At 68.5% G+C, this 25,500-nt stretch carries 21 protein-coding genes; 16 read left to right on the forward strand and 5 right to left on the reverse strand.

Annotation, left to right across the window (positions count from 1 at the left end):
* Window positions 1-100 precede the first annotated feature (100 nt).
* The 6 genes from shbA to BKA23_RS03390 all read left to right on the forward strand — a co-directional run bounded on the left by shbA (window position 101) and on the right by BKA23_RS03390 (window position 7,744).
* On the forward strand, window positions 101-679 hold the full coding sequence (shbA, locus tag BKA23_RS03365) for an RNA polymerase sigma factor ShbA (RefSeq protein WP_145225470.1): 579 nt from the start codon (window positions 101-103) through the stop codon (window positions 677-679).
* A complete protein-coding gene (locus tag BKA23_RS03370) occupies window positions 676-1,398 on the forward strand; it encodes a hypothetical protein (protein ID WP_145225472.1) in 723 nt (240 codons plus the stop codon). Before shbA ends, BKA23_RS03370 begins: the two co-directional genes overlap by 4 nt.
* Before the next feature lie 117 nt (window positions 1,399-1,515).
* Entirely contained in the window at window positions 1,516-3,051 is a 1,536-nt protein-coding gene (gene guaB / locus BKA23_RS03375; RefSeq protein ID WP_145225474.1) for an IMP dehydrogenase, read from the forward strand.
* A 177-nt stretch (window positions 3,052-3,228) separates the two neighbouring features.
* Complete coding sequence (locus BKA23_RS03380; RefSeq protein ID WP_145225476.1) at window positions 3,229-4,350, forward strand: GuaB3 family IMP dehydrogenase-related protein; 1,122 nt, start codon at window positions 3,229-3,231, stop codon at window positions 4,348-4,350.
* Window positions 4,351-4,412: 62 nt separating this feature from the next.
* Complete coding sequence (locus BKA23_RS03385) at window positions 4,413-6,023, forward strand: succinic semialdehyde dehydrogenase (protein ID WP_145225478.1); 1,611 nt, start codon at window positions 4,413-4,415, stop codon at window positions 6,021-6,023.
* A complete protein-coding gene (locus BKA23_RS03390; RefSeq protein ID WP_145225480.1) occupies window positions 6,020-7,744 on the forward strand; it encodes a GMC oxidoreductase in 1,725 nt (574 codons plus the stop codon). Before BKA23_RS03385 ends, BKA23_RS03390 begins: the two co-directional genes overlap by 4 nt.
* A 70-nt stretch (window positions 7,745-7,814) precedes the next feature.
* Here the strand turns inward: BKA23_RS03390 and BKA23_RS03395 are convergent, their stop codons facing one another.
* Window positions 7,815-8,867, reverse strand: a complete 1,053-nt coding sequence (locus BKA23_RS03395; protein WP_342783589.1) for an NAD(P)/FAD-dependent oxidoreductase — start codon at window positions 8,865-8,867, stop codon at window positions 7,815-7,817.
* A 168-nt stretch (window positions 8,868-9,035) separates the two neighbouring features.
* Between BKA23_RS03395 and BKA23_RS03400 the strand changes: the two genes are divergently transcribed.
* From BKA23_RS03400 to BKA23_RS03420, 5 genes are read left to right on the forward strand one after another with little or no spacing between them, the layout of a single operon-like run.
* Window positions 9,036-9,902: a UbiA family prenyltransferase gene (locus tag BKA23_RS03400; protein WP_145225482.1), complete on the forward strand. Its 867-nt coding sequence runs from the start codon at window positions 9,036-9,038 to the stop codon at window positions 9,900-9,902.
* Window positions 9,899-11,122, forward strand: a complete 1,224-nt coding sequence (locus BKA23_RS03405) for a type III polyketide synthase (RefSeq protein WP_145225484.1) — start codon at window positions 9,899-9,901, stop codon at window positions 11,120-11,122. Before BKA23_RS03400 ends, BKA23_RS03405 begins: the two co-directional genes overlap by 4 nt.
* Window positions 11,119-11,655, forward strand: a complete 537-nt coding sequence (locus tag BKA23_RS03410; RefSeq protein ID WP_145225486.1) for an isoprenylcysteine carboxyl methyltransferase family protein — start codon at window positions 11,119-11,121, stop codon at window positions 11,653-11,655. The genes BKA23_RS03405 and BKA23_RS03410 overlap by 4 nt, the downstream gene beginning before the upstream one ends.
* Window positions 11,652-13,127, forward strand: coding sequence for a phytoene desaturase family protein (locus tag BKA23_RS03415; protein ID WP_145225488.1), 1,476 nt, complete (start codon window positions 11,652-11,654; stop codon window positions 13,125-13,127). The genes BKA23_RS03410 and BKA23_RS03415 overlap by 4 nt, the downstream gene beginning before the upstream one ends.
* A gap of 38 nt (window positions 13,128-13,165) precedes the next feature.
* Window positions 13,166-14,047: a phytoene/squalene synthase family protein gene (locus tag BKA23_RS03420; RefSeq protein WP_246104428.1), complete on the forward strand. Its 882-nt coding sequence runs from the start codon at window positions 13,166-13,168 to the stop codon at window positions 14,045-14,047.
* On the opposite strand, the gene BKA23_RS03425 is transcribed toward BKA23_RS03420, so the two are convergent.
* A complete protein-coding gene (locus BKA23_RS03425) occupies window positions 13,965-15,854 on the reverse strand; it encodes an ABC transporter ATP-binding protein (protein WP_145225492.1) in 1,890 nt (629 codons plus the stop codon). The genes BKA23_RS03420 and BKA23_RS03425 overlap by 83 nt on opposite strands.
* Window positions 15,854-17,578: an ABC transporter transmembrane domain-containing protein gene (locus tag BKA23_RS03430; RefSeq protein WP_145225494.1), complete on the reverse strand. Its 1,725-nt coding sequence runs from the start codon at window positions 17,576-17,578 to the stop codon at window positions 15,854-15,856. The genes BKA23_RS03425 and BKA23_RS03430 overlap by 1 nt, the downstream gene beginning before the upstream one ends.
* 152 nt (window positions 17,579-17,730) lie before the next feature.
* On the opposite strand from BKA23_RS03430, the gene BKA23_RS03435 reads away from it, so the two are divergent.
* The 4 genes from BKA23_RS03435 (at window position 17,731) to BKA23_RS03450 (ending at window position 21,593) form a co-directional block, all read left to right on the forward strand.
* Window positions 17,731-18,567, forward strand: a complete 837-nt coding sequence (locus BKA23_RS03435) for an SURF1 family protein (protein ID WP_145225496.1) — start codon at window positions 17,731-17,733, stop codon at window positions 18,565-18,567.
* Complete coding sequence (locus BKA23_RS03440) at window positions 18,560-19,066, forward strand: DUF3817 domain-containing protein (RefSeq protein WP_170226352.1); 507 nt, start codon at window positions 18,560-18,562, stop codon at window positions 19,064-19,066. Before BKA23_RS03435 ends, BKA23_RS03440 begins: the two co-directional genes overlap by 8 nt.
* A gap of 28 nt (window positions 19,067-19,094) precedes the next feature.
* Window positions 19,095-20,672, forward strand: a complete 1,578-nt coding sequence (gene guaA, locus BKA23_RS03445) for a glutamine-hydrolyzing GMP synthase (protein ID WP_145225500.1) — start codon at window positions 19,095-19,097, stop codon at window positions 20,670-20,672.
* 63 nt (window positions 20,673-20,735) lie between these two features.
* The gene (locus BKA23_RS03450) at window positions 20,736-21,593 is read left to right on the forward strand and encodes a phosphatase PAP2 family protein (protein WP_145225501.1); all 858 of its coding nucleotides are present in this window, start codon (window positions 20,736-20,738) and stop codon (window positions 21,591-21,593) included.
* A gap of 745 nt (window positions 21,594-22,338) precedes the next feature.
* Here the strand turns inward: BKA23_RS03450 and BKA23_RS03455 are convergent.
* Window positions 22,339-23,472 carry a lysylphosphatidylglycerol synthase transmembrane domain-containing protein gene (locus tag BKA23_RS03455; RefSeq protein ID WP_246104429.1) on the reverse strand — a complete coding sequence of 378 codons (1,134 nt, stop codon included), beginning with the start codon at window positions 23,470-23,472 and terminating at the stop codon, window positions 22,339-22,341.
* Complete coding sequence (locus BKA23_RS03460) at window positions 23,469-24,275, reverse strand: PIG-L deacetylase family protein (protein WP_246104430.1); 807 nt, start codon at window positions 24,273-24,275, stop codon at window positions 23,469-23,471. The genes BKA23_RS03455 and BKA23_RS03460 overlap by 4 nt, the downstream gene beginning before the upstream one ends.
* A 34-nt stretch (window positions 24,276-24,309) precedes the next feature.
* Here BKA23_RS03460 and BKA23_RS03465 point away from each other — a divergent pair, with 34 nt between their 5' ends.
* Complete coding sequence (locus BKA23_RS03465) at window positions 24,310-25,467, forward strand: glycosyltransferase family 4 protein (protein ID WP_145225505.1); 1,158 nt, start codon at window positions 24,310-24,312, stop codon at window positions 25,465-25,467.
* The last annotated feature ends 33 nt before the right edge of the window (window positions 25,468-25,500 follow it).

The following is a 25,500-nucleotide window of genomic DNA, read 5'->3' on the forward strand; positions in this document are numbered from 1 at the left end:
AGGGCAGATGAGCTCGGGGAGCTGGCGTTCGGCTGCAGATCGTTCTGATCTCAGCGACTTCAGCGAGCCTGACTACGTAACATTCTCCGGCCCTCCGGCGATGTCTGAGTCGGAAGCGCATACCCCGATGCGCGACTTGGCCGCTGCCGCCCGAGACGGTGACGCTGCTGCCACCAATGAACTCATGGCGGCTGTACACCAGCTCGCGGTGCGCTATGCCCGCGGCAAGCTGGGCAGGTTCCCGGCCGCCGTCGATGCGGCAGCCGATGCCGCCCAGGAGGTGTGTGTGGCTGTGCTGACCGCTCTGCCGCGGTACGCCGACCGTGGCGCGCCCTTCGAAGCGTTCGTCTATCGCATCGCGGCCAACAAGGTGGCCGACGTGCAGCGCGGGATCATCCGGCGGCCGACACCGACCGACGATCTTCCCGAGTCGGTCGACGAGGCTCCCGGTCCCGAGGCGACTGCTCTGGCGTCCGATCGGGCCGACCGCATCTGGTCGCTGCTGGCGCAGTTGTCCGACCAGCATCGCGAGATCCTGACCCTGCGTGTAGCCGTCGGCATGACCGCCGACGAGACAGCAGACGCGCTCGGTATGACGTCCGGCGCGGTTCGCGTCGCACAGCACCGTGCCCTCGCCCGCCTGCGGGGTATCCTCGGCGACTCGAAGGAGGAGCTGTGACGCCACCGTCGATTCGTGACTTCCGCTCCGACGACGAATTCCTCGACGCGCTCGGCGCCCGTCGTGCGCCTGATGTTCCTGACGAGCTGAGCGATCTGCTGCAGGCGTGGGTCAAGGACATCGACGGCGAACAGACCGTTCGTCAGCCGGGCCGTTATGCCCGCGCCCGTCGCGGTGGCTTCCGATTCGCCGCAACGACCGCGATCGTCGTCGGCACGCTGTCGATCTCCGGCGTGGCCGCTGCGGTGACCGGGGCCAACGTGCCGGTCTTCGGGCAGGTGGCGCGCAACCTCGGCATCACCTCGCCGCAGGTGCTGCCGAGCGCGGTCGGTTCGTCGTCATCGGTGCCGTCGCCGATGTCGACACAGGTCGGTGATCCTGGCACGAGCGTGGTGCCGACGATGCCGCATGCGCCCGACTCGAGCCAGCGCGTGCTGCCGGGTATGCCGACGGCCACCACCGGCGTCAGCACCGCTCCGACTGCGCGTCGTTCGTCGTCTGCTCCGTCGTCGACCGAGCCGACCGGTCCGACCTCGTCGAAGTGGCCGAGCCCGTCCCCGAGCGGCGGCTCGTCGAGCAGCCCCTCACCGACCGGCTCGACCTCGAAGCCGTCACCGAGTGCCCCCACCCGGACGGGCCCGCCCCGGACCACGCCCACCGGTGGTCCCTGGGATCCGGTGTCGGTGAGTCCGAGCGGTTCTGCCTCCGCAGCCAACTGATCCCGCATGTCCTGACGGTGGCGGCATCGCGGTCACAGCGGTAGGTGTCACGAAGTCGGTGTCCGCGCACAACTGCCCTCTCAGCGGACGGTCCGGAACGCCTCTTACACTCGTGGAATGGCTCCCGCGCAGTCTTCCGCCCCAGCCCATTCCTTCGAAGTTCCCGGCAAGTTCGGGCAACTCGGCCTGACCTATGACGATGTGCTGCTGCTGCCCGGCGAGACCGACGTCATTCCCAGCGAGGTCGACACCACGTCGCGACTGACCCGCGAGATCAGCCTGCGGGTGCCGCTGATCTCCGCGGCGATGGACACCGTGACCGAGTCACGTATGGCGATCGCCATGGCGCGCCAGGGCGGCATCGGTGTGCTGCACCGCAATCTTTCGATCGCTGACCAGGCCGAGCAGGTCGACCTGGTCAAGCGCACCCAGACCGGCATCATCTCCAACCCGGTGACCATCGGCCCGGACGCCACCTTGGAGGAGCTCGACGAGACCTGCGGTCGCTATCGCGTCTCCGGGCTGCCGGTGGTCGACTCCGACAACACCCTCATCGGCATCATCACCAACCGCGACCTGCGGTTCACGCCGGTCGCCGAATGGGCGAGCACCAAGGTCAACGAGATGATGACGCCGATGCCGCTGGTCACCGGTCCGGTCGGCATCAGCCGCGATGACGCCGCGACACTGCTGCGCAAGCACAAGCGTGAGCGTCTTCCGCTCGTCGACGACGCCGGCCGGTTGGCGGGGCTGATCACGGTCAAGGATTTCGTGAAGTCCGAACAGTTCCCCTACGCCTCCAAGGACGCCGACGGTCGCCTGCTGGTCGCCGCTGCCATCGGCTACTTCGGCGATGCGTGGGAGCGGGCGGTCACGCTCGTGGAGGCCGGCGTCGACATACTCGTCCCCGATGTCGCCAACGGCCACGCGCGACTCATGCTCGACATGATCCGCAAGCTCAAGTCGGACCCGGCAACGCGTCACGTGCAGATCATCGGTGGCAACGTCGCCACGCGCGAGGGCGCGGCCGCGCTGGTCGACGCGGGTGTCGACGCGGTCAAGGTGGGGGTCGGGCCCGGCTCGATCTGCACCACCCGGGTGGTGGCCGGCGTCGGGGTGCCGCAGGTGACCGCGATCTACGAGGCGTCGCTGGCGTGCCAGCCCGCGGGGGTTCCGGTTATCGGTGACGGTGGTCTGCAGTATTCCGGTGACATCGCCAAAGCCCTTGTGGCTGGCGCGGATTCGGTGATGGTGGGCTCGTTGCTGGCCGGTTGCGAGGAGTCGCCCGGTGATCTGATCCTGGTCAACGGCAAGCAGTTCAAGACCTACCGCGGGATGGGCTCGCTCGGCGCCATGGCATCACGAGGCAAGAAGTCGTTCTCCAAGGACCGCTATTTCCAGGCAGACGTCGCCAGCGATGACGAGCTCGTGCCGGAGGGCATCGAGGGCCGCGTCGCGTATCGCGGACCGCTCGGCGGCGTCATACATCAGCTGGTCGGTGGGCTGCACCAGTCGATGTTCTACGTCGGCGCGAACACCGTGCCGGAGCTGCAGGAACGCGGCCGGTTCGTCCGGATCACGACCGCCGGGCTCAAGGAGTCACACCCGCATGACGTGCAGGGCATCGTCGAAGCGCCGAATTATTCTCTCTGACGTTGCTCCTCCTGTCGTGGGCTGACCTCGTACCTCGGTCGGCGTGTTCTGCAGCCCCGCGGTATTCGACGGTGGGGCGGGTATGGGAGCCGTGGTGTCGAAAATCGCAAGAGCGGGCTGGGTTCGCAGGTGGGGCTGGCACGAGTGACGTAGCGCCGGGCTCGGTAACCTTGGCCGGTGACTGAGATCGAGATCGGCCGGGGCAAGCGGGGACGCCGCGCCTATTCCTTCGACGACATCGCGATTGTGCCCTCACGGCGCACGCGCGACCCCGAGGAGGTCTCGGTCAGCTGGCAGATCGATGCCTACCACTTCGACCTGCCCGTCATGGCGGCACCGATGGACTCGGTCGTCTCACCTGAGTCTGCGATTGAGCTGGGTCGTCTCGGCGGTCTGGCGGTCCTCGACCTCGAGGGCCTGTGGACGCGGTACGAGAATCCCGAGCCGCTGCTCGCCGAGATCGCGACGCTCGACCACCATGCGAGCACTGCACGGATGCGTGAGATCTATGAAGCGCCGATCCGTCCCGACCTGATCACTTTGCGGTTGAAGGAGATTCGCGATTCGGGTGTCACGGTCGCCGGTGCGCTGTCGCCACAGCGAACGCAGGAACACTGGAAAACCGTCGTGGACGCGGGAGCCGATCTTTTCGTCATACGTGGCACGACGGTGTCCGCCGAACACGTGAGCGGCCGCGCGGAGCCCCTGAATCTCAAGCGGTTCATCTACGAACTCGATGTGCCGGTCATCGTCGGCGGAGTCGCGACCTACACCGCGGCCCTGCACCTCATGCGCACCGGTGCCGCCGGCGTGCTCGTCGGATTCGGCGGCGGAGCAGCCCATACGACGCGCCGCACGCTGGGCATCCACGCGCCGATGGCCTCCGCGGTCGCCGACGTCGCAGCGGCACGACGCGACTACATGGACGAGACCGGTGGGCGCTACGTGCACGTCATCGCCGACGGCGGAATGGGCCTGTCCGGTGACATCGTCAAGGCCTTTGCGTGCGGCGCGGACGCGGTCATGCTCGGCGCGGCCCTCGCTCGTTCGAACGACGCGCCCGGGCACGGATTCCACTGGGGTTCGGAGGCGTATCACGGCGAATTGCCGCGCGGCGAACGCGTCGAGGTCGGCTCGGTCGGCACCCTGCCGCAGATCCTGACCGGCCCCGGGCAGGCGGCTGACGGCACCACCAACCTGATCGGGGCGCTGCGTCGCGCGATGGCCACGACGGGTTATCTGGACCTCAAGGAGTTCCAGCGGGTCGAGGTCGTGGTTGCGCCATACCACCGCTCGTGACCACGATGTGAGATTTCGTCGCCCTCTCGCCAACGTGACCTGAGTAACCCTACTCTGGAGTAATGTCCGAGCAGCTGGTAACGAAGTCCACTGATCTGTCCGCCTCGTCGACGCCCAGCACGCCGCCGTATGTCGTGGCTCCCGGGCTGGCCGACCGGCTCGCCCGCCGGGTCGTGACCTCGCCAGGGGCGACGCGACATCCCAGCGTCACGCCGCTGACCGGCGGGGTCATTGCCGAGCTTCCGGTGTCGACGGTCGACGACGTCGAGATGGCCTATCTCGGCGCACGCTCGGCGCAGCCCGCCTGGGCGGCGACGCCGATCGAGCAGCGCGCCGCCGTGCTGCTCCGCCTGCACGACCTGGTGCTGGACCACCAGAACGAGCTGCTCGACCTGATCCAGTTGGAGTCAGGCAAGGCGCGCTGGCAGGCGTTCGAGGAGGTCATGGACGTCGCGGGTGTATGCCGCCACTACGGTCGCCGCGCCAAGGACTATCTGGCTCCTCGGCGACACGTCGGCGCCATACCGGTGCTGAGTCAGTCCCGCGAGGTACGGCACCCCAAGGGAGTCGTGGGCATCGTCGCGCCCTGGAACTATCCGCTGTCGATGTCGATCACCGATGCGCTACCCGCGCTCGTCGCGGGTAACGCGGTGGTCCTGCGACCGGACGAGAAGAGCAGCCTGACGGCGCTGCGGACGGTCGAACTGCTTGATGAGGCCGGCCTGCCCGAGGACGTGCTGCAGGTGGTGCTGGGCGATGGCCGCCATATCGGTGCGGCCGTGCTCGACAAGGCCGACTATGTGATGTTCACCGGGTCGACCGCGACCGGTCGCGGCATCGCCGAGCGGGCCGGTAGCCGGCTGACCGGTGCCTCGCTGGAACTCGGGGGCAAGAACTCGATGTATGTCGCAGCGGATGCCAACCTCAAGGCAGCCGCGGATTCCGCTGTGCGGTCGTGCTTTTCGTCCGCCGGGCAACTGTGCATCTCGATCGAGCGACTCGTGGTGCACGAGAGCGTGGCCGATGAATTCGTGCGGCTGTTCGTCGATCGGGTGAAAGCCGTGCGGGTCGGGCCCTCGCTGAAATGGGACACCGACATGGGGTCGCTGATCTCGCTGCAGCAGTTGAAGACCGTGACCGACCATGTCGAGGACGCCGTCGCGAAGGGCGCGGTCGTGCTTGCCGGGGGCCGGGCCCGACCCGACCTGGGTCCGTTCTTCTACGAGCCGACCGTGCTCGACGGAGTGACCAAGGAGATGACCTGTCGTGACTGCGAGACGTTCGGTCCGGTCGTGTCCGTCTACCGTGTCGGCAGTGACGCGGAGGCGGTCGAACTGGCCAACGACACGTCATACGGGCTCAACGCCGCGATCTGGAGCCGCGACGTCAAGCGCGCTCGCAAACTCGCTGCGCAGATCCGGTGCGGGACGGTGAACATCAACGACGGTTACACGGCGGCCTGGGCGAGCTACGGCTCACCGATGGGCGGAATGGGCCAGTCCGGACTTGGCCGTCGGCACGGCGCCGAGGGCATTCACAAATACACCGAATCGCAGAACATCACCGCCCAGCACCTGATGGGATTCGCGCCGCCCAAGGGCGTGCCGGCCGGGCTCTGGGCCAGGTCGATGACGATGAATCTGCGGGCACTGAAGAAGGGCAGGGTGTCATGAGTTTCGACCATGACGTGGTGGTCATCGGCTCCGGCTTCGGCGGCTCTGTTGCCGCTCTTCGGCTGGCCGAAAAGGGTTACGAGGTAAAGGTGTACGAAGCTGGTCGCCGGTTCGAGGACGACGACTTCGCCAAAACCTCGTGGGATGTGCGGCGCTACCTGTGGGCGCCATGGCTGAAGTGTTTCGGGGTGCAGCGCTACCACCGGCTGCCCGACGCGATGGTGCTCGCGGGCGCGGGAGTCGGCGGTGGCTCGCTGAACTACGCCAACACGCTCTACAAGCCGACTGCTCCGTTCTTTCAGGACAAGCAGTGGTCGCACATCACCGACTGGGAGGAGGAGTTGTCGCCGCACTATCAGGTGGCCTCCCGGATGCTCGGCGTCGTCGACGAGAACCCGTGCTGGAGCGCGGCCGAGCAGGTGATGAAAGACGCAGCCAACTCACTCGGTGTAGGGGGGACCTTCCGCAAGACGCCGGTCGGCGTGTTCTTCGGTGAGGCCGGCAAGAAGGTCGCCGACCCGTACTTCGACGGCGAGGGTCCCGAGCGCACCGGCTGCACCGAGTGCGGCAACTGCATGGTGGGCTGCCGCGTCGGCGCGAAGAACACGCTGATGAAGAACTACCTGGCGCTCGCCGAACGCAGGGGTGTCACCATCGAGCCGATGCGCACTGTCGTTGACCTCGAACCGTTGCCCGACAACGGTTTTCGGATCACCACCGAGACGACCGGTGCCTGGGTGAAGAAGGACCGGCGGTCGGTCACCGCCGCAGACGTCGTCGTCGCGGCCGGCACGTGGGGCACCCAGCAATTGCTGCACCGGATGAAGGCCACCGGCCGCCTGCCCGGGTTGTCGGACCGGCTGGGTGTGCTCACCCGCACCAACTCCGAGGAACTGGGTGGCGCGGCCGCCGTCAGCGTGCCGAAGTCGGTCGACCTGACGACGGGGGTGGCGATCACGACGTCCTTCCACATCGACGAGAGCACCCACATCGAGAACTGCCGCTACGGCAAGGGCTCCAACCTGATGGGGTTGATGTCGACGCTGCTGGTCAATGGCGACAAGCCGCTGACCGGTCGGGTGAGGGAGCTGGTGAGCGGTTTTGCCAAGGAGCCGCTGCGTCTGTCGCGGGCGCTGGGGCCGAAGTGGTCCGAGCGCACGATCATCGCGCTCGTGATGCAGAACATCGACAACTCGATCACGGTGTCCGCCAAGCGTCGGTTCGGGCGCATCTCGCTCACCAGCACGCAGGGCCACGGCCAGCCGAACCCAACCTGGATTCCCGCCGGGCACAAGGCGATCACCGCGATTGCAGACCGCCTCAAGCAGCTCGGCGGAGTTGATGTCATCGCCGGCGGTTGCTGGCCGGAATTCCTGGGGATCCCGATGACGGCGCACTTCCTCGGTGGAGCGACGATCTCGGACTCACCCGACACCGGCGTCATCGACCCCTACCACCGTGCGTGGGGCTACCCGCACCTGCACATCGTCGACGGCAGCGCCATCTCGGCCAACCTCGGCGTCAACCCGTCGCTCACGATCACCGCGCAGTCCGAGCGCGCGATGTCGCTGTGGCCCGCCAAGGGGCAGCAGGATCAGCGCCCAGAGCAGGGTGCGGCATACGAGCGGATCGACGCACCTGCCGGTCGGGTGCCTGGTGTTTCATTGGGTATGCCGCCGCTGCCGCAGCGACTGCCGGTGGAGGCGGCGCCTGCCTGCTGAGCGATGCGATGCCCAAGCGCGTCGCCACGGGTGGTGTCTCGGCAGACAGCGGCACCCGCGGCGGTCGCGGTCAGGTCGATCCGATGGAACGCACGACCGCCCCGAAGACGCTCGGTAAGGCGCTCGCGGCCGGCACGATGGTGCGGCGCACCGGGCCGAATCGTGTTGCGGTGACGAGGGTTCGGGTGGTCACCGAGTGTCGGCGGGTGACCCTCCGCCAGCCTGCTTCGTAACTGCCGGGATCCTCAGCGATCACCGCTGAGATGGCCTCTTTTGCCTGAGCGGCACCCAGCATCACGCCCTCGCCGGTGAGAGCGTCGACGTATCCGGCAGCATCGCCCACCAGCAGCACCCGTCCGGCGACCCGACCACTGGTGCGCTGTCGTAGCGGCCCGGCGCCCAGCACCGCCGACCCGCCGTCGTGCAGGTGCGCGGCCAGATCGGGGAAGCCGGCGAGCAGGTCGTCGAAGGATGCGCGGCGGCGAGTCAGCAGGGCGACTCCGACAAGCGTGGGCGCGACCGGGGTGACATACGCCTCGGCGTGCGCTGCCCAGTGCACCTGAACGTGGTCGTCCCACGGCTCGACCGCGAAGTGGCGGCGTTGCCCGAAGCGCACAGCGCTTGTGGGCGGCAGACCGAGGCCCAGTTGCGACCGGATGTGTGAGTGCAGTCCGTCGGCGGCGATGACGAATTTCGCCGTCACCTGCGTCATGTACGTCGGCGCGGTGCCGGCTGCTCGGGCGTGCACGGTCACGGCGTCGGCGGACTGGTTGAGGTGGGTGGCGCGCGCGTGGACGAGAGGAGTGCCCGCGTCGGCCACCGCGGCCAGCAGCGCTGCATGCAACTCGGTGCGGCGAACGCCACGACCGGCCACGCCCCCGAAGGACGCGTGTGCCTCGCGGGAGCCGCCGACATACCGAATCCCGTTGAGCGGCATACCGATCGGGTCTATCCCCAGGTCGAGCAAGGTGGCCAGACCTCCGGGCATGAGTCCTTCGCCGCAGGCCTTGTCGATCACGCCGCGCCGAGGTTCGACCACCGTGCACGACAGGCCGGCGCGGGCGGCATACAGCGCGGTGATGAGCCCGACCGGCCCACCGCCGACGATCACCAGATCGAGCACCAGCCGCCTCCGTCCGCGCCGCGGGACTGCGGCTGCGATCACGCTCCCACACGTGGCCCCGTGTGGGGCGTCTCCGCGCCTGGCCGAGGGGCGACCACGGCTGACGGTGCGACGCGCACGTGCCTACGGGTGTTGGTCGCGAGCAGGCGGGCGGCATACGGTCGAACCATGCGCCCGTGCCAGCTGCGAGGGATCGCCGGGGCGACCGGCGGACTGCTGCGCGCCTGCCATCCGGGCCCGTCGCTGGCCGTGACCGGGCTGACCGCGCTGCTGACGCGAGCCACTGCCGGGCGCGGCGCTCGAGTCGCCCGCGTGACGGTGGCCGTCGGTCTCGGGCAGTTGCTGATCGGCTGGACAAACGATCTGGTCGACGAGCGACGCGACCGGCAGGTGGGTCGGACGGACAAGCCGGTCGCATCCGGCGCGGTCAGTCGCCCCGTCGTCACCTCGGCCGCGGGGCTTGCGGGCCTCGGCTGTGTCGGTATGTCGCTCAGCTGCGGTCGACGGTCGGCCCTGGTCCACCTGACCGCGGGCGTCGGCAGCGGTCTGGCGTACGACTTGGGCCTCAAAACGACGGTGGGATCGGTTGTGCCCTTTGCGGTCGCATTCGGCACCCTGCCCGCCGTCGTCAGCCTGGCATCGCCGCAGCCCGCGCTGCCGCCGTGGCGGGTCAGCACCGCGGCCGCGCTGCTGGGCATCGGGGCGCACCTGGCGAATGCGTTGCCGGATCTGACGGACGACACCGCCACCGGTGTGACGAGCCTGCCGCAACGGCTGGGCGCACGCAGGTGCACGCAACTGACGGCGGCGACCCTGCTCGGCTCGACGGCAGTGCTGCTGGCCGGAGGCGGGGCCGCCCCGCTGCGGTGGGTCATGATGACCGGTGCGACGTCACTGGCCGTCATTGCCGGGCGCGGCTCGGGCCGGACCCCGTTCGCCGCGGCCGTCGCGTTGGCCTTCATCGACGGTGCGATCCTCGTCCTGCAGTCACCACGCGCCGACAGGCCACAAGCCGAAAGACATTGTCCCGTATGACGATCCGCGCATCATCGCAACAGTTCCCACACTACGGGCCGACGTCGTCTGCCAGCCGGATCGAGGCAGTCGCAGCGGTCACGCCACCACACCGCTACCCACAGGCGCGCCTGACGCAGTTGTTCACCGACCTGCTCGGTGCGACCGATGTCAACCGAGCCGTCGTGGAGCGGATCCACGGCAACGCGGGTGTCAGCTTCCGGCATCTGGCGCTGCCGATCGATGCGTACGCCGGGCTGACCGACTTCGGCATGTCGAACGACGCTTTCATCGACGTGGCGGTGGACCTGGGGGTGCGCGCGGTGAGCGAGGCCCTTGCCCAGGCGGGTCGATCGCCCGATGAGCTCGACCTTCTGGTGTCGTCGACGGTCACGGGCCTGGCGGTGCCCTCGCTGGACGCGCGGATCGCTGCTCGGATGGGGCTGCGTGCTGATCTGAAGCGGATCCCGATGGTCGGCCTCGGCTGTGTGGCCGGTGCTGCAGGCATCGCGCGCGTGCACGACTACCTCGTCGGGCATCCGGGTCGGCTCGCCTGCCTGGTCACGGTCGAGCTGTGCAGTCTGACCGTGCAGCGGCAGGATCCGACGATGGCCAATCTCGTGGCCAGCAGCCTGTTCGGCGACGGCGCGGCAGCGGTGCTCATGACCGCGGCGGACGGCGCCGATGGCGATGCGCCCGATGCCGGAAGCGGCATACGGAACGCGATCGGGCCGGCCACCTCGTCACGTGTGGCTGCCGACCGGTCCAGCGAACCCACCGATCTCGTCCGCGGCGCGGCGATCACCGTCATCGACACCCGCAGTCGGATGTATTCGGACTCGGAGCGGGCGATGGGCTGGGATGTCGGCGCGACGGGGCTGCGTGTCGTGCTCGGTGTCGAGGTGCCCGACCTGGTCAGGGCGAACCTGCGGGCGGACGTCGATGACTTCCTGCGGTCGCACGCGTTGACCAGGGATGACATCGGCTGGTGGGTCGCTCACCCTGGCGGGCCGAAGGTGCTCGAGGCGATGCAGGAGGCTTTGGCGGTGCCTCGCGACGCGCTCGCGCTGACGTGGGCGTCGCTGGACCGCATCGGCAACCTGTCGTCGGCGTCGGTGCTGCACGTTCTGGCCGACACGCTGCGTGAGCGGCCGCCCGCTGCCGGCAGCTATGGTGTGCTGCTCGCGATGGGTCCCGGCTTTTGCCTGGAAATGGTTCTCTTGCAGTCGGTTTCGCGATGAGACGATCTGTCGGCTGGTATGTCGCTCTGGTCGCCGCGGTCAGCGTCGAACGCGTTGCCGAACTGGTCGTCGCGCGGCGGCATCAGAAGTGGGCCATGGCCCGCGGTGCCGTTGAAAGCGGCAGAGGGCACTATCCGGTGATGGTGGCTCTGCATACCGGGTTGCTCGTGGGATGCCTGGCCGAAACTCACTGGCGGCGAACGCGATTCAACCCCTCCGTCGGATATCCGATGGTGGCGGCGGTCGTGGCGGCGCAGGGCCTGCGTTGGTGGTGCATCACGACTCTCGGTCCACAGTGGAACACCCGTGTGCTGGTGATTCCGGATGTTCCACTGGTCACGGGCGGGCCGTACCGGTGGCTGCGCCATCCCAACTATGTCGCGGTCGTGACCGAGGGCCTCGCACTGCCGCTGGTGCATTCTGCCGGCGTGACGGCGACGACCTTCAGCATCCTCGATGCCGCTCTGCTCACCGTGCGGATCCGCACCGAGAACCGCGCCCTGGCCGCGGGTGGGCGGCCACACACCGCATGAGCCGCATCGTGATCGTCGGCGCCGGTTTCGCCGGACTGTCGGCGGCGTGCCACCTGGTCGGGTCCGGTCATCAGGTGACGGTGCTCGAGCGCAACGCGCAGGTCGGCGGGCTCGCCGGACGACTGCAGCAGGACGGCTTCACCTTCGACACCGGCCCGACGGTCATGACCATGCCCGAACTCGTGTATGACGCGTTGCGCGCCGCGGGCGTTCGCGATCCGGAGCAGGCGGCGCCGATGCGACGGCTGGATCCGGCATACAACGCGCACTTCGCCGACGGTTCGACCCTGCTGGTGCGCGACGGGGTGGAGGCGATGCGTGCCGAGATCGCCGCCACGGCGGGGGAGTCGCAGGCGCAGGCGTGGGACGCCTTTGTGCCGTGGCTGGAGCGGCTCTACGAGATCGAGTTCCCCCACTTCATCGACCGCAATTTCGACCACGTCACCGATCTGGTCGCCAATCCGGTCGCCGCGGCAAAATTGCTGCGAATGGGGGCTTTTCGACGTCTTGGGCCGCTGATCGACGGCATCTTCGACGACGACCGACTGCGGCGCCTGTTCACCTTCCAGGCGCTGTATGCCGGAGTCTCGCCGCGACGCGCTCTGGCGATCTATGCAGTCATCACCTACCTGGACTGTGTCCGCGGCGTGTTCTATCCGGATGGCGGGATCCACGCGCTACCGCAGGCGATGGCGCGCGCCGTGGTCGCTGCGGGCGGCCGGATCCACGCGGATGTGACGGTCACCGGCATCGACCGTGACAGTGCAGGGCGCGTCGTCGCCGTGTGCACCGACAGCGGCCCGCAGGCAGCGGACGCGGTGGTCCACACCGGCGACCTGGGTCGGGTCTACCGCGACCTGCTGCCCGATCTGTCGCCGCCACGGATGCTGCGCCGGCCACGACACTCGCCGTCGGCGGTCGTCTGGCATGTCGGTGCCCGCGGGCTGCCCGATGCCGGAATCGGCCACCACAACGTGCATTTCGGCCGAGCGTGGGACCAGTCGTTCCGCGAGTTGCTCAGCGACGGCCGGCTCATGAGCGCCCCCTCCCGTCTGGTCACCGTGCCGTCGATCACCGACCCGGCGCGCGCGCCAGGCGGTTGTTCGACGTTGTACGTACTCGAGCCGGTGCCCAACCTGAACGCCGGTCTCGACTGGAACACCTACCGTGCACCCATGCGAGAGCGGTTGTTGGCCTTCCTGGACGTCAACGGCTACCCGACCGATGTGGTGGCCGACCAGCTGGTCACCCCTGCGGACTGGTCGGCGCGCGGGCTCAGCGCCGGTACGCCGTTCGCGTTCGCGCACACCTTCGCCCAGACCGGACCGTTTCGTGCGCCGAACCACGAAAAGCGTTTGCCGGGAATGTATTTCGCCGGTCACGGCACAACGCCCGGTGTGGGCGTGCCGATGGTGCTTATCAGCGGCAGACTGGCGGCAGCGCGCGTCATACGTCAGTTGGGTCGGCTGTGAGCCCGGACCTGCGGGAAGGCTACCGGCGGTGCGCGCAATTGACCCGCGCGAGCGGCACGACGTATTACTGGGGCACGCGCATCCTGCCGCCCGAGCAACGCCGGGATGTGCACGCGGTCTACGCCCTGTGCCGTATGGCGGATGACATCGTCGACGCACCGGGTGCGACCGAGCCGGCGAAGCTGGCCGCCACCGAGCACGCGTTGCGGGGTCTGCAGGAGCGTTTCGAGCAGGCCCTCGACGGCGGGTCCGCAGGAACGATTCTCGACGCGGTTGCGCACACCGTTCGCAGCCGGCGCATCGGCCCTGCTTGTTTCGACAGATTCTTTGCGGCCATGGCGGCCGACCTCACAGTGCGCGAATACCGTTCCTACGAGGAGCTTTCCGGCTACATGGACGGGTCGGCTGCGGTGATCGGCGAGATGATGCTGCCGATCCTGCAGCCCACCAGCGACCGTGCGTTCGGCCCCGCGCGAGATCTGGGACTTGCCTTCCAGCTGACCAACTTCATTCGCGACTTCGCCGAGGATGCCCGACTCGGGCGCACCTACCTGCCGACGGAGGAACTTCGACGGTTCGACGTGCCGCCCGGCATACGGTCGGTGACGCCGCAGTGGCGAGCCTTCGCCGCCTTCCAGATCGAGCGGAACCGTGCGTTGTACGCCTCGGCCGACGCCGGGTTGGCGTATCTGCCGGCACGGTCGGCGGACTGTGTGCTGACGGCACGGCGGCTCTACAGCCGGATCCTCGACCGGATCGAGGGCGCCGGTTATGACGTGTTCACGGCGCGGGTGCGGGTGCCGACCGGCGCCAAGATCGCGCTGAGCGCGGACAGCGTCATACGTCGGTGGATGACACAGCGGCGTCGACAGAGTCCGATCGGTCCGGCCGATCGGGCTGATCCGACCCACCTGGCCTAGCGGCGCCGGACCGGCTCGCGGAGGCATCCGAGGGCTCGTCGCGCCACGACCGCCACAGCTCGGCATACGAGCCGCCGGCCGCGAGAAGCTCGTCGTGCGAACCGATTTCGCTGATGCGGCCGGCTTCGACGATTGCCACCCGGTCGGCATCGTGCGCCGTGTGCAGGCGGTGCGCGATCGCGACGATCGTGCGCCCGGCGACAACTGCGTTGAGCGAGCGCTCCAGGTGTCGGGCCGCTCGCGGGTCCAGCAGGGAGGTCGCTTCGTCGAGCACCAGGGTGTGCGGATCGGCCAGCACGAGCCGGGCCAGCGCCAGTTGCTGCGATTGCGCATCGGTCAGCCCGTGCCCGCCTGCACCGACGGTCGTGTCGAGGCCGTCGGGCAGGATCCGTGCCCACTGCTCGGCGTCGACCGCACGCAGGGCTGACCACAGTGTGACGTCATCCGCGTCCGGCGCCGCGAGCAGCAGGTTGTCGCGCAACGTGCCGACGAAGACGTGATGCTCCTGGGTGACGAGCGCGACCTCGCCGCGCAGATCCGGCAGCGTGAGGTCGACCAGTGGCACGCCGCCGACGCTGACGGTGCCGGATGTCGGGCCGTCGATCCCGGCGAGCAGCCGGCCGAGGGTCGACTTGCCGGCACCGGAGGGGCCGACGATGGCCAGCCGCTCACCCTGGCGCAGCTGCAGCGAGACTCCGCCGAGCACGTCGTGGCCGGGCCGGTAGGCGTAGCGGACGTCGTCGGCGCTCAGATCGGCCGACGCCGGCGTCGCCCCGGTGGCGGTGCGATCGGGACCGACCTGCTCGACGCCGATGATGCGGGCGAGCGAGGTTGCACCGACCTGGATCTCGTCCAGCCACGACAGGAGATCGTCGAACGGATCGCCCAGCGCCTGCGCGTAGAGCACGACCGTCGTCACCTGGGCGAGGCTGGCGTGCCCCTGGGTGACCAGAAATCCGCCCCACAGCAGCGCGATCGCAGCCGGCCCGAGGATGGCGAAGTCCACCTGCGGGAACCACCGCAGCCGCAGCCCGAGGGTGTACATCTCCGCGTCGAACATCTCGCCGACCGATTCGTCGATGCGCTGCCGTCTGCGCCTCGAGAGCCCCAGCGCGTCAACAGTTCTCGCACCTTCGACGGTCTCGGTGATGACTCCGTTGCCGACCGCGTATGCCGCCCGCTCGCGCAGGTAGCCGGCCGTCGCGTAGCGCAGATAGCGCCGGGTGGAGGTCGACATCAACGGGACCCCGACCAGCAGCGAGACCGCCAGCAACGGGTTGACCAGCATCGCCGCCACGAAGGTCAGCAGAGTGGTCACGCACGCGACGAAGATCGATGGGATGCCGTAGCGCACCACCATCGACAGCGAGTCGATGTCGTTGGTCGTCCGTGCCACCAGATCGCCCGTGCCGGATCGCTCGACGGTCGACAGCGGTAGTTCGACGACGCGCTCGATGAATCGCTCGCGCAGTTGGGCGAAGACCGTCTCGCCGAGCCGGAAGGCGGCCCGCCGGGCGAACCAGGTGAGGATGGTCTGCAGCACGACGGCGACGGCCAGCCACAGGCACAACCGGTTGATCGCCCGCAGGGTCGTGTGGCTCGTCAGCTCGCCGACGAGGTCGCCGACCAGGCGGGGCGTCGCGAGGGCGGCGATCGCGGCCAGCGCATGCAGCACGATGACCCAGGCCAGCGCAGACCGATGCTGCCGCATGAGTCCGGCGGTGTGCGTCCGTACCTGTGCCATCGACGAGATCGGCAGGGTGCGCCGCGTCGGGTCGTGTGGGTCGGCCACGACGGATGCCGACATCAGTCCTCACCTCTCACGACGACACGGCGGTATGCCGCATCGTCGGCCATCAGTTGCATGTGCGTCCCGCGCGCGGCCTGTCGGCCGTCGGCCAGGAAGACCACCTCGTCGGCATGGTCCAGCAGCAACGGACTGGCGGTCATCACCACGGTCGTCGCGCCACGGCGGGCGTCGGCCAACCGTGCCGCGATACGGGCCTCGGTGTGAGCGTCCACCGCCGACGTCGGCTCGACCAGGATCAGCGTCGGGTCGGCGGTGCCGGAGCCGAGGGCCACCAGAAGCGCCCGCGCCAGGGCCAGCCGCTGCCGTTGGCCACCGGAGAAGGACCGGCCGCGCTCCTCGACCTGGGAGTCCAGGCCGTCCGGCAGCGCCTCCAACACATCGGCGGCCGATGCGACCTCGAGCGCAGCCAGGAGTTCACGATCGGATGCAGCCCCGCTCGGATCCACCTCCGCCCGCAGCGTTCCGGTGAACAGCCGCGGATCGGTCTCCGAGACGACGATGCGCGAGCGCACCTGCTCAAGCGGAGCCTGCGACAACGGAACCCCACCGAGGGTCACCGCCGACTCCTCGCTGCCGAAGCGGCCCAACCGGTCGGCGAGCGCCGCGGAGTCCGCGGGACTGCCCGACACGACGGCCGTCATACAGCCCGGTCGGATCGAGACTCCGGACTGCGAGTCGTGCAATTCGCTTGGTGTGACGGGCAATTCGCGCGTGCCACGGTCTGCGGAGTCCGGTTGCACCTCGAGCACGGCGATGACCTTGCGGGCCGCCACGAGCGCACGTGTGAACTTGTCGGTCATCTCGGTGGCGGTTCGCAAGGGCATGACCAGGAACGCGGCATACCCGTAGAACGCGACGAGTTCGCCGGCCGAGATCGAGCCGGCGAAGACCGCGCGAGCGCCCAGCCACGTCACGATCACCATGAAGATCCCTGGCAGCAGCACCTGTGCAGCGTCGAGGGTCGACTGCAGACCGGCCACGTCATAGCCGGACTGCCGCACCCGGCCGGACTGCGCGACATACCTGCGCAGGAAGGTCTGCTCGCCGCCGATGCCCCGCAGCACGCGAAGGCCGCCGACGGTGTCGGCTCCGAGTTCGGTGAGCTTGCCGCCTTCCTCGCGCTGCGCGGCCTGTCGACGTTGCAGCGGCCGCAGCACAAAACCGAGCACGGCGAGCAGCACCGGAACGCCGATGAGCACGACCAGACCCAGTTGCACCGAAGCAAGCAGCAGGATGACCGCGACCACGGCATACGAGACGATCGCAGCGGCGAACCGGCCGAAGGTGTCGTATGCCGCCCCGACCTGCATCGCGTCAGAGGCCACCGTCGCGACGACTTTGCCGGTCGGCATCGCGCGGGGGAGCGCGGCGCCGGTGTCGGCGGCTTTGTGACCGATCAACTGGATCACCCGGTATGCCGAGCGCAGCCAGTTCTCGACGGCGTAGCGATGGCGCATCATCCCGGCGAGGGCCGCGATCGCGGCGAGCGCGAGGATCACCCCCGACCACAGCACGAGACTCCCGGTGTCGTGCCGGCGGATGCCCTGGTCGATGGCGGCCGCGAGCGCAGCGGGGACCAGTGCCTGGGACAGCATCCAGATGACGCCGTAGACCACGCCGCCGCACTGCGAGCGCCACTGGCCACGGGCGATCCACAGCAGGAATCGCCACGGCCCTCGCAGGTCCGGCGTGCCGGGGTCGGCGTAGGGCAATGGTTGCATGACCTGACCACGGTAGGGGGAGCGTGTGCCGCGGCGGAAATGGTTTTCGGGACGGAGGGGAGGCCACCGGAACACTCCTGGATCAGCGGCCACCGAGGCGGCGTGCGGCTGCCCCGCAGGGCGCGCACAACCTTGCGACGTATCCTCGCCGGGTGCTCCGGACAGCCCTCAAACCCCGCATGCTGGGGTTGCTCGCACTTGCGATAGTGCTGGCGGCAGGGTGCGTCTACGCCGGCCTGTGGCAGTTGGACGTCGCGCAGCGTGACGGCTCGAAATCGATGTCAGATCAGGCTGCTCGCCCCGCGGTGCAACTGGAGAAGTTCATCACGCCGCAGCAGACGTTTCCTTCGGATGGGTCGCTGCGCAAGGTGAGTGTCACGGGCACGTATGACGCTTCCGGCCAGGTTTATGTGTCCGGTCGGGTGCTGCACGGCGTCAACGGATACTGGGTCGTGACACCGCTGTTGGTGCAGTCGACGGGCGCGCAGATCCCCGTCGTCCGGGGTTTCGTCCCGACACCGACGGCCCCAGCGCCGGCCAGTGGCCGTCAGGAGGTCACCGTCGAAGGCGCGCTCGCGCCTGGCGAGGCCCCGTCGGACGGAATCGCGCCCGGCGACGTACTGACGACGGTCGACCTGGCGACCTTGCTCGACCACTGGGGCGGCAATGTCTACAACGGCTTCATCTTCATGACCTCGGAGTCGCCGGTCGCGACGGTTGCGCCGATCCAGACCTTCCCGCCACCGACCCCGGCCGACAGTGGACTCAACCTGCTGAACGCCGGTTATGCCCTGCAATGGTGGGCGTTCGCAATCTTTGCGTTCTTCATGTGGGGACGCGTCGTGCGGGACGAGAGCCGCGCGGAGGTCGAGGCTGCCCAGCAAGCGTCAAGCGCGGAGCGCGACAATGGCACGGCCGACCGCGCGACGGTCGGCTCGAGCACGACCGACGAGACCCGTCATACCCCTACCAAGGATGTTCATGTCTGACACTGCCTCCACCCGCGACCTGGCGCCCATCGACCCGGAGCGGGTGCGTACGCCGCTGCGGGTGTTCCGCGTGCTGGCGATCGTCGTGGCGATCGGCCTGCTGCTGGTCGTCGTCGAGGTGATCATGCACTACGGCTACCACAACGAGTCGTTGTACTGGTGGCTCCCGGTGCATGGCTACCTTTACATCGCCTATTGCGTGGCGACCTTCTGGCTCGGCACCCGGATGAAGTGGGGCCTGGGCCGGATGGCGATCATCATGCTCGCCGGCTGGGTGCCCTTCCTGTCCTTCTACGCCGAATACCGCACGACGCAGCTGGTGCGCGCGGAGTTCGGTGGCCACCTGCCGACCGACCGCGTCGCGTATGACGATGCCCCGGGCCAGGAGATCGCGGACCGCGATGTGACCGGTCAGGGCGCCCCGGCGGAGCACGACGTCGCCGACCACGACGGCGCCGACGTGCAGGACAGCCCGGCCGTCGGCCTCGACAAGAACTGATCGCGGCAGGGCCGTTAGCCTTACCCGCGTGACCGCCCCTTTGCAGCAGCACCCGGTCGTGGTGCTGGATTTCGGTGCCCAGTATGCCCAGCTCATCGCCCGGCGGGTGCGTGAGGCGGCATTGTTCAGCGAGGTGATGCCGCACACCGCGTCGACCCAGGAGATCCTGAACCGGCAGCCGGCGGCAATAATCCTCTCCGGTGGCCCGTCTTCGGTGTATGACGAGGGCGCGCCTTCCCTCGACCCGGCCCTGCTGGATGCCGGGGTCCCGGTCTTCGGCATCTGCTACGGATTCCAGGCCATGGTGCGGGCGCTCGGCGGCACCGTCGAGCACACCGGGCTGCGCGAGTACGGCGCGACCCAGGCGCAGATCGACGACACCTCCTCGACACTGTTCAACGGCCAGCCTGGCGAGCAGTCGGTGTGGATGAGCCACGGCGACTCCGCCTCACTGGCCCCCGAGGGCATCCGGGTGACCGCGACGACGCCAGGGGCTGCCGTTGCGGCGATCGAGGACGACGAGCGCCAGCTGTATGGCGTGCAGTGGCACCCCGAAGTGTTGCACTCCACGTTCGGCCAGCGGGTGCTGGAGAACTTCCTGCTGCGCGGCGCACGTCTCGAACCCGACTGGACCCCGGCCGCAATGGCCGACGAACTCATCGACCAGGTGCGCGATCAGGTCGGTGACGGACGCGCTCTGTGCGCGTTGTCCGGTGGCGTCGACTCCTCCGTCGCGGCCGCTCTTGTGCAGCGCGCGATCGGCGACCAACTCACCTGCGTGTTCGTCGATCACGGCCTGCTGCGCGACGGTGAGGCCGAGCAGGTCAAGAAGGATTTCGTCGCCGCGACCGGCGTCGATCTGGTCGTCATCGACGCCACCGAGCAGTTCCTGACCGCGCTCGCCGGTGTCAGTGACCCGGAGCAGAAGCGCAAGATCATCGGTGCTCAGTTCATCCGCTGCTTCGAGCAGGCGGCGCGCGACATCGTGCACGACCGCGGCGACGACCAGCACCCGGTGAAATTCCTGGTGCAGGGCACGCTCTACCCCGACGTCGTCGAGTCCGGCGGTGGCACCGGCGCTGCCAACATCAAGTCGCACCACAACGTCGGCGGACTGCCCGACGATCTGCAGTTCGCGTTGATCGAGCCGCTGCGGCTGTTGTTCAAGGACGAAGTGCGCCAGGTCGGGCTCGAACTCGGTGTGCCCGAGGAGATCGTGCACCGGCAGCCCTTCCCTGGCCCGGGCCTCGGCATACGTATCGTCGGCGAGGTCACCGCCGAGCGGCTGGAGATCCTGCGCGCAGCCGACAAGATCGCGCGCGCCGAACTCACCGCTGCCGGTCTCGACCGTGACATCTGGCAGTGCCCCGTGGTGTTGCTGGCCGATGTGCGATCGGTGGGCGTGCAGGGCGACGGCCGCACCTACGGGCACCCCATCGTGCTGCGGCCGGTGTCCTCGGAGGACGCGATGACGGCCGACTGGACCCGGCTGCCGTATGACGTGCTGGCGCGTATCTCGAACCGCATCACCAACGAGGTGGCTGACGTCAACCGCGTCGTACTCGATGTGACGAGCAAGCCGCCAGGCACGATCGAATGGGAGTAGCGCCACCCGGTGCGCACGCTGCGGATACAGCGGGTGCATAGAGTGCGGCGTCATACTGAACCTGTGAGCGCTTCACCGATCTCGGAGTACCGGACCCAGACCCAGGTCCGCCCCGTCGTCGCGCCGCGACGCACAGTACCTGCCTGGCTGCACATCGTGGCGATGATCGCCGTCGCGGTCACTGTGATGTCGCTGCTCGTGCGTTTTGCGATCCACTCGATGCGCGGGTTCCGCTTCGACCAGCGACTGATGGACTCGGTGACCACGTCCGCGGGCGCTTGGAGCAGTTTCATGGATGTGCTGTCGCGGGTGACCGATTTCTCGGTCGCGGCGTGCCTCATCGGCTGCGTGGCGATCGCGGTGGTGCAGCGCAGGCTCGCCGTCGCCATGGGAGCGATCGTGCTGGTCGCGGGGGCGAATGTCACCACGCAGGTGCTGAAGTATCGCGTCTTCGAGGCGGTGGTCGGCAACAACAGCCTGCCCAGCGGGCACACAACGGTAGGGCTGTCGCTGGCGCTCGCATTCGTGCTCGTGGCGCCCCCGTCGTGGCGCCAGGTCGTCGTGCCGTTTGCGGCGCTGTCGGCAACCTTCGTTGGGGCCGGCACAGTCGCCGGGCATTGGCACCGTCCGGCGGACGTCGCTGCGGGCGGAATGGTGTGTCTCGGCTGGGCAGCCGTTGCCCTCGCCGTGGTGGCGCTGTTCCAGAGCCGGGTCGTGGTGACGCAGGCGCGGCGCGGGCTGCTTCTCGGGGCGCTGCTCGGTGTCGTTGTGGCTGGTGTTGCGTTCGTGGCGATGGGCGTCCGCCCGTCACTGGGCATCTCGGACGTGCCGGTCGCGACGTTCACGCTGACGGCGCTCGGGGTGATGTTCGCGATCGTGGTCGGCTGGGTCTCGATCGCGATGGACCGCATCGTCGCCTGACCGGGCTGACCGGCCTGACCGGCCTGACCGGCGAAGGTTGATCAGCGCCCGACTGGCGTGAACTGGGCTGGCCAAGGTTCACCTGGCGGCTCGGAGTCTGCGCCTGCACGCGTGTGGCACTCGTGACGCCGCACGAGATATCAGGATGTGCCGGTTTGTTGGTCGAGTTCCGACAAGAAGTGACATCTCGTGGCTGGCGGTTCAGCGGGTTCCGGCAAGAAGTGCCATCTCGTGGCTGGCGGGCCGGAGTCGTCTCACGAGATATCAGGATGTGCCGGCATTCGTGCGGCGCTTGGGCAAATGGCGACATCTCGTGGCTGGCCGGTCAGCGCGATCCGACGAAGAGCGACATCTCGTGGCTGGCGAGGTGGCGGGATCCGGCAATTGGCGACATCTGGTGGCTGATGTACCAGGTTCTTCGGCGGAGACGATGCTGCTCGGAGACCGTCGCCGGACGATTCGCCGGATCGGCGAGTTGTTTGTGACGGGTGGGGCTACATGGGCTGGTGTGGCGGGTGATGCAGCCGGAAGTGCCGAATCGGCGACTTGTGGTGGGGGAGGGGTGCGTGATGCGCCAGAAGTCGCCGGATCGGCGAGTTGTGTGTGACGCCTGGGGCTATATAGGCCGGTGTGGCGGGTGATGCAGCCGGAAGTGCCGAATCGGCGACTTATGGTGGGGGAGGTGATGCGGCTGCAAGTGCCGAATCGGCGACTATGACGGCAGTCGCGCGCTGGTGACGTGGTTCTACGAAGGTAGAGGCTTGCTGGTCAGACTGACCTTGGGCGACGTCAGCCAGGCGAGCCACCCGACGGCTCCGAGCGGAATCTCGGCCACATGCGTGAACAGCGCGAAGATGAGCGCTCCTGCGAGTGCGGCGGCGGAATTCGCACCCCACGCGACCAGCACGCCGACGACTGCGAGTTCGGTGAAGCCGAGACCGCCGGGCGTGATCGGGATCGCCGTCATCAAACGTCCGATGGCGTATGCCGCAAACAGTTCCGCGATCGGCAGGTCGACGTGCACCGCCGCCATCGCTCGCCAAAACAGGATGAACCAGATGCCCAGCTGGCCGGCGACACCGAACGTCATACCGAACCAGCCGTGCTTGGTGACGGTCGAGATACGAGCACGCTGGTCGAGCATGAGGTGCTTGATGCCGATCGGTTGGCCCTTGGCCTCGCCACGGCGTAGCCGCGCGAGCAGATGACCGAAGCGTGAGTCGACCTGATCGCCGAGCCAGGCAGTCCACCGCGGACTGGTGAGAATGAACGCGAACGCGATGAGCAGCAGCAGACCGGTCACCCCGCCCCACCAGACGGCGCGCCGGACGATGGTCGGCATCGCCTCGGTCTGTGACGAAACTGCCGCAATCCCTATCAGTGGCAAGGCGATTCGGGCCAGGACGTTCCAGAGACCACTCACGATCAGGCCGGTCGAGATGTTGCGCCGCTTGAACCCCCACGAGCGCAGCATGAGATAGGTCGACGCCATACCGACGGCTCCACCACCGGGCAGGATGTTGCTCACGGCGGACCCGGACACGTTGATGATCGATGCCTTGACGTGGCTCAGGCCGGGGATCGCCGCGGTCAACGTGAACGTGTATGCCGCGAGCCCGAGCAGCATGATGCCGAACATCTCGAACGACGCGCGCGGGCCGACCAGGTTGAGGTGGTGGCCGATGGCCTTCCAGGTGGTGTTGGTCATGAACGGAAGGCCGACGGCGATCAGCAGGATCGCGAGGGCGAAGCCGAAGAACGCCTGAAGCCCCATCCGCCAGGTCAGCATCGGCATCGACGGCGTGGTCATCTCGTCGTCGTCATCGCCGATGTCGGCGCCCTCGCCGTCCTCGGCCACGCCGGTGGGTCGTTCTGTCATGCCAACCCCGCGAAGATGTCATCGCTGACCGGGCCGGAGTGTGCCGGGTCGCGGAACCACTCGCGGCCGAACACCCAGTCATAGACCGGCCGCGGGATTCGCACGAAGACCCCGAGCGTGCGGTCGGCGCCGTCGGCTGCCGCCTGTGAGGCGTGCGCGCGCATCGCGGCCTTCTTGGCGCTGATCTGGTGCCGTACGTCGATGCGGTGCGTGATCTGCGCCCGCGGCGTGAACGACCGCTCGTAGACGCCCATGTCGAAGTCGCTGGGGAAGGTGTAGAAGCGCGCCACGAAGCGGATCGCTCGCACCAGCAGCTCACGGGGAACCGTCGCCTCGATCACCCGCGGCGTCCCGGCAATGCGCGCTGCCTCGGCGCCCACCTCGTGAACCTTCACATGATCGCGGTGGCCGTAGCCGCCGGCTACGTCATACGACATGAGCACGTCGGCATTCTCCTCGCGCAGAATCTGCGCCAGCCGCTGGGCTGCCTCCCCGGTACCGGCGCGCACGAAGCGCACGCTGCCCGGTGGATCCGCCGCGATCTCGCCGACCATGCCGGAGTCGGCATACCCGAGATGTATGACGCGCGCGACACCCAGCGCTGCGGCACTGCGCTGCAATTCCGCGAGCCGGCGCTCGCCCAGATCGCTGCGGTATTCCTCGGATGTCAGGCCAAGAGCGCCGTCGGTCGCCACCACGATGACGACACGGTGGCCTGCTGCCGCGGCCTTCGCCAGGGTGCCGGCCGTCAGCAGCGCTTCGTCGTCGGGATGAGCGTGAAAGCTCACCAGTGTGTGGGACATCGGCCCCATCCTCGCGCATGGCACCCTGAAACCTGTGAAGGTGGCCCTGCTTTCGGATTGTTACCTGCCGCGCCTGGGCGGGATCGAGGTGCAGGTGCACGATCTCGCACGCCGGCTGACCACCGCTGGGCATGAGGTGGAGGTGTGCACGATCACCCCGGGGCCGGCCGATCCGGTCGATGGGGTGCGGGTGCATCGGCTGGGGCTGCGGCGCGAGTTGCCCGGTGATCTGCTGGTAGATCCGCTGGCGGTGCGACCGTTGCGAAAACTGTTGCGGGACAGCGGTTTCGATGTCGCGCACGCGCACATGGGTGTGCTGAGCCCGTTCGCGATGGATGCCGTCCGGGTCAGTCTCGGGCTGGGTGTGCCGACGGCCGTGACGTGGCACTGCGTGACTGCTCGCGCAGAACCGGTGGTGGGGCTGGCGGGGTACGTCCGGCGGTGGGCGCGTCGCGGTGCGGCCCTGTCGGCCGTGTCTGCCGTCGCCGCCGAGCCGATCCGGCGACTGTCGGCTGCACCAGTGGCGATTCTGCCGAACGGTATCGACGTGGACTACTGGTCGCCGCGCTCGGTGCGGAACGGTGGAGCCGCCCAGGGCGAGAACGCGCAGCCTGGGAATGGCGTGCGAGTGGCGTCGGCGATGCGCCTGGCCGCGCGCAAGAGGCCGCTTGAGTTGGTGCAGGCGGTACGCGAGGCGCGCGAGATCGTGGCGGGAGCGGTCGACATACAGCTCGAGATCTTGGGGGAGGGGCCGTTGCGGGGGCGGTTGGAGGCGACGGGTGCGGGCGACTGGTGCTCGTTGCCGGGCCGGTTGAGCCGGGAGCAGTTGCGCGAGCGCTATCGAAGCGCCGATGTCTATGTGGCGCCGGCACGATTGGAGGCCTTCGGGATTGCGGCCCTGGAGGCTCGCTCGGTCGGGCTGCCGGTGGTCGCTCCGCGCCGCAGCGGCGTCGCGTCGTTCGTCGTCGACGGTCAGAACGGCCTCCTCGCGGATGACGATGCGGGTCTGGCCGCCGCGATCGCCCGAGTGGCGCTGGACCAGGACCTACGAGCACGTATGGCGGATCTCAATCGCACCGAACGCCCCGTCCAGTCGTGGCCGGCGGTGGTCGAACTCGCAGAGGCGGAGTATCGCCGCGCGATCACCCTACGTCGCGCGGGAGGGGTGGGGGCTGACGGTCACGAGGGCTGAAGTGGCGCGGTTCGGTGCCACGAGATGTCGTCA

The sequence above is a fragment of the Rudaeicoccus suwonensis genome (assembly GCF_007829035.1).
GTDB classification, from domain to species: Bacteria; Actinomycetota; Actinomycetes; order Actinomycetales; family Dermatophilaceae; genus Rudaeicoccus; species Rudaeicoccus suwonensis.

Bases quoted from the DNA above. Each gene is read 5' to 3' on its own strand.
- BKA23_RS03410 (WP_145225486.1), top strand. From the start codon at position 11,119: ATGAGACGATCTGTCGGCTGGTATGTCGCTCTGGTCGCCGCGGTCAGC.
- BKA23_RS03385 (WP_145225478.1), top strand. From the start codon at position 4,413: ATGTCCGAGCAGCTGGTAACGAAGTCCACTGATCTGTCCGCCTCGTCG.
- shbA (WP_145225470.1), top strand. From the start codon at position 101: ATGTCTGAGTCGGAAGCGCATACCCCGATGCGCGACTTGGCCGCTGCC.
- BKA23_RS03430 (WP_145225494.1), bottom strand. From the start codon at position 17,578: ATGCAACCATTGCCCTACGCCGACCCCGGCACGCCGGACCTGCGAGGG.
- BKA23_RS03440 (WP_170226352.1), top strand. From the start codon at position 18,560: ATGTCTGACACTGCCTCCACCCGCGACCTGGCGCCCATCGACCCGGAG.
- BKA23_RS03425 (WP_145225492.1), bottom strand. From the start codon at position 15,854: ATGTCGGCATCCGTCGTGGCCGACCCACACGACCCGACGCGGCGCACC.
- BKA23_RS03400 (WP_145225482.1), top strand. From the start codon at position 9,036: ATGCGCCCGTGCCAGCTGCGAGGGATCGCCGGGGCGACCGGCGGACTG.
- BKA23_RS03405 (WP_145225484.1), top strand. From the start codon at position 9,899: ATGACGATCCGCGCATCATCGCAACAGTTCCCACACTACGGGCCGACG.
- BKA23_RS03455 (WP_246104429.1), bottom strand. From the start codon at position 23,472: ATGACAGAACGACCCACCGGCGTGGCCGAGGACGGCGAGGGCGCCGAC.
- guaB (WP_145225474.1), top strand. From the start codon at position 1,516: ATGGCTCCCGCGCAGTCTTCCGCCCCAGCCCATTCCTTCGAAGTTCCC.
- BKA23_RS03390 (WP_145225480.1), top strand. From the start codon at position 6,020: ATGAGTTTCGACCATGACGTGGTGGTCATCGGCTCCGGCTTCGGCGGC.
- BKA23_RS03460 (WP_246104430.1), bottom strand. From the start codon at position 24,275: ATGTCCCACACACTGGTGAGCTTTCACGCTCATCCCGACGACGAAGCG.
- BKA23_RS03415 (WP_145225488.1), top strand. From the start codon at position 11,652: ATGAGCCGCATCGTGATCGTCGGCGCCGGTTTCGCCGGACTGTCGGCG.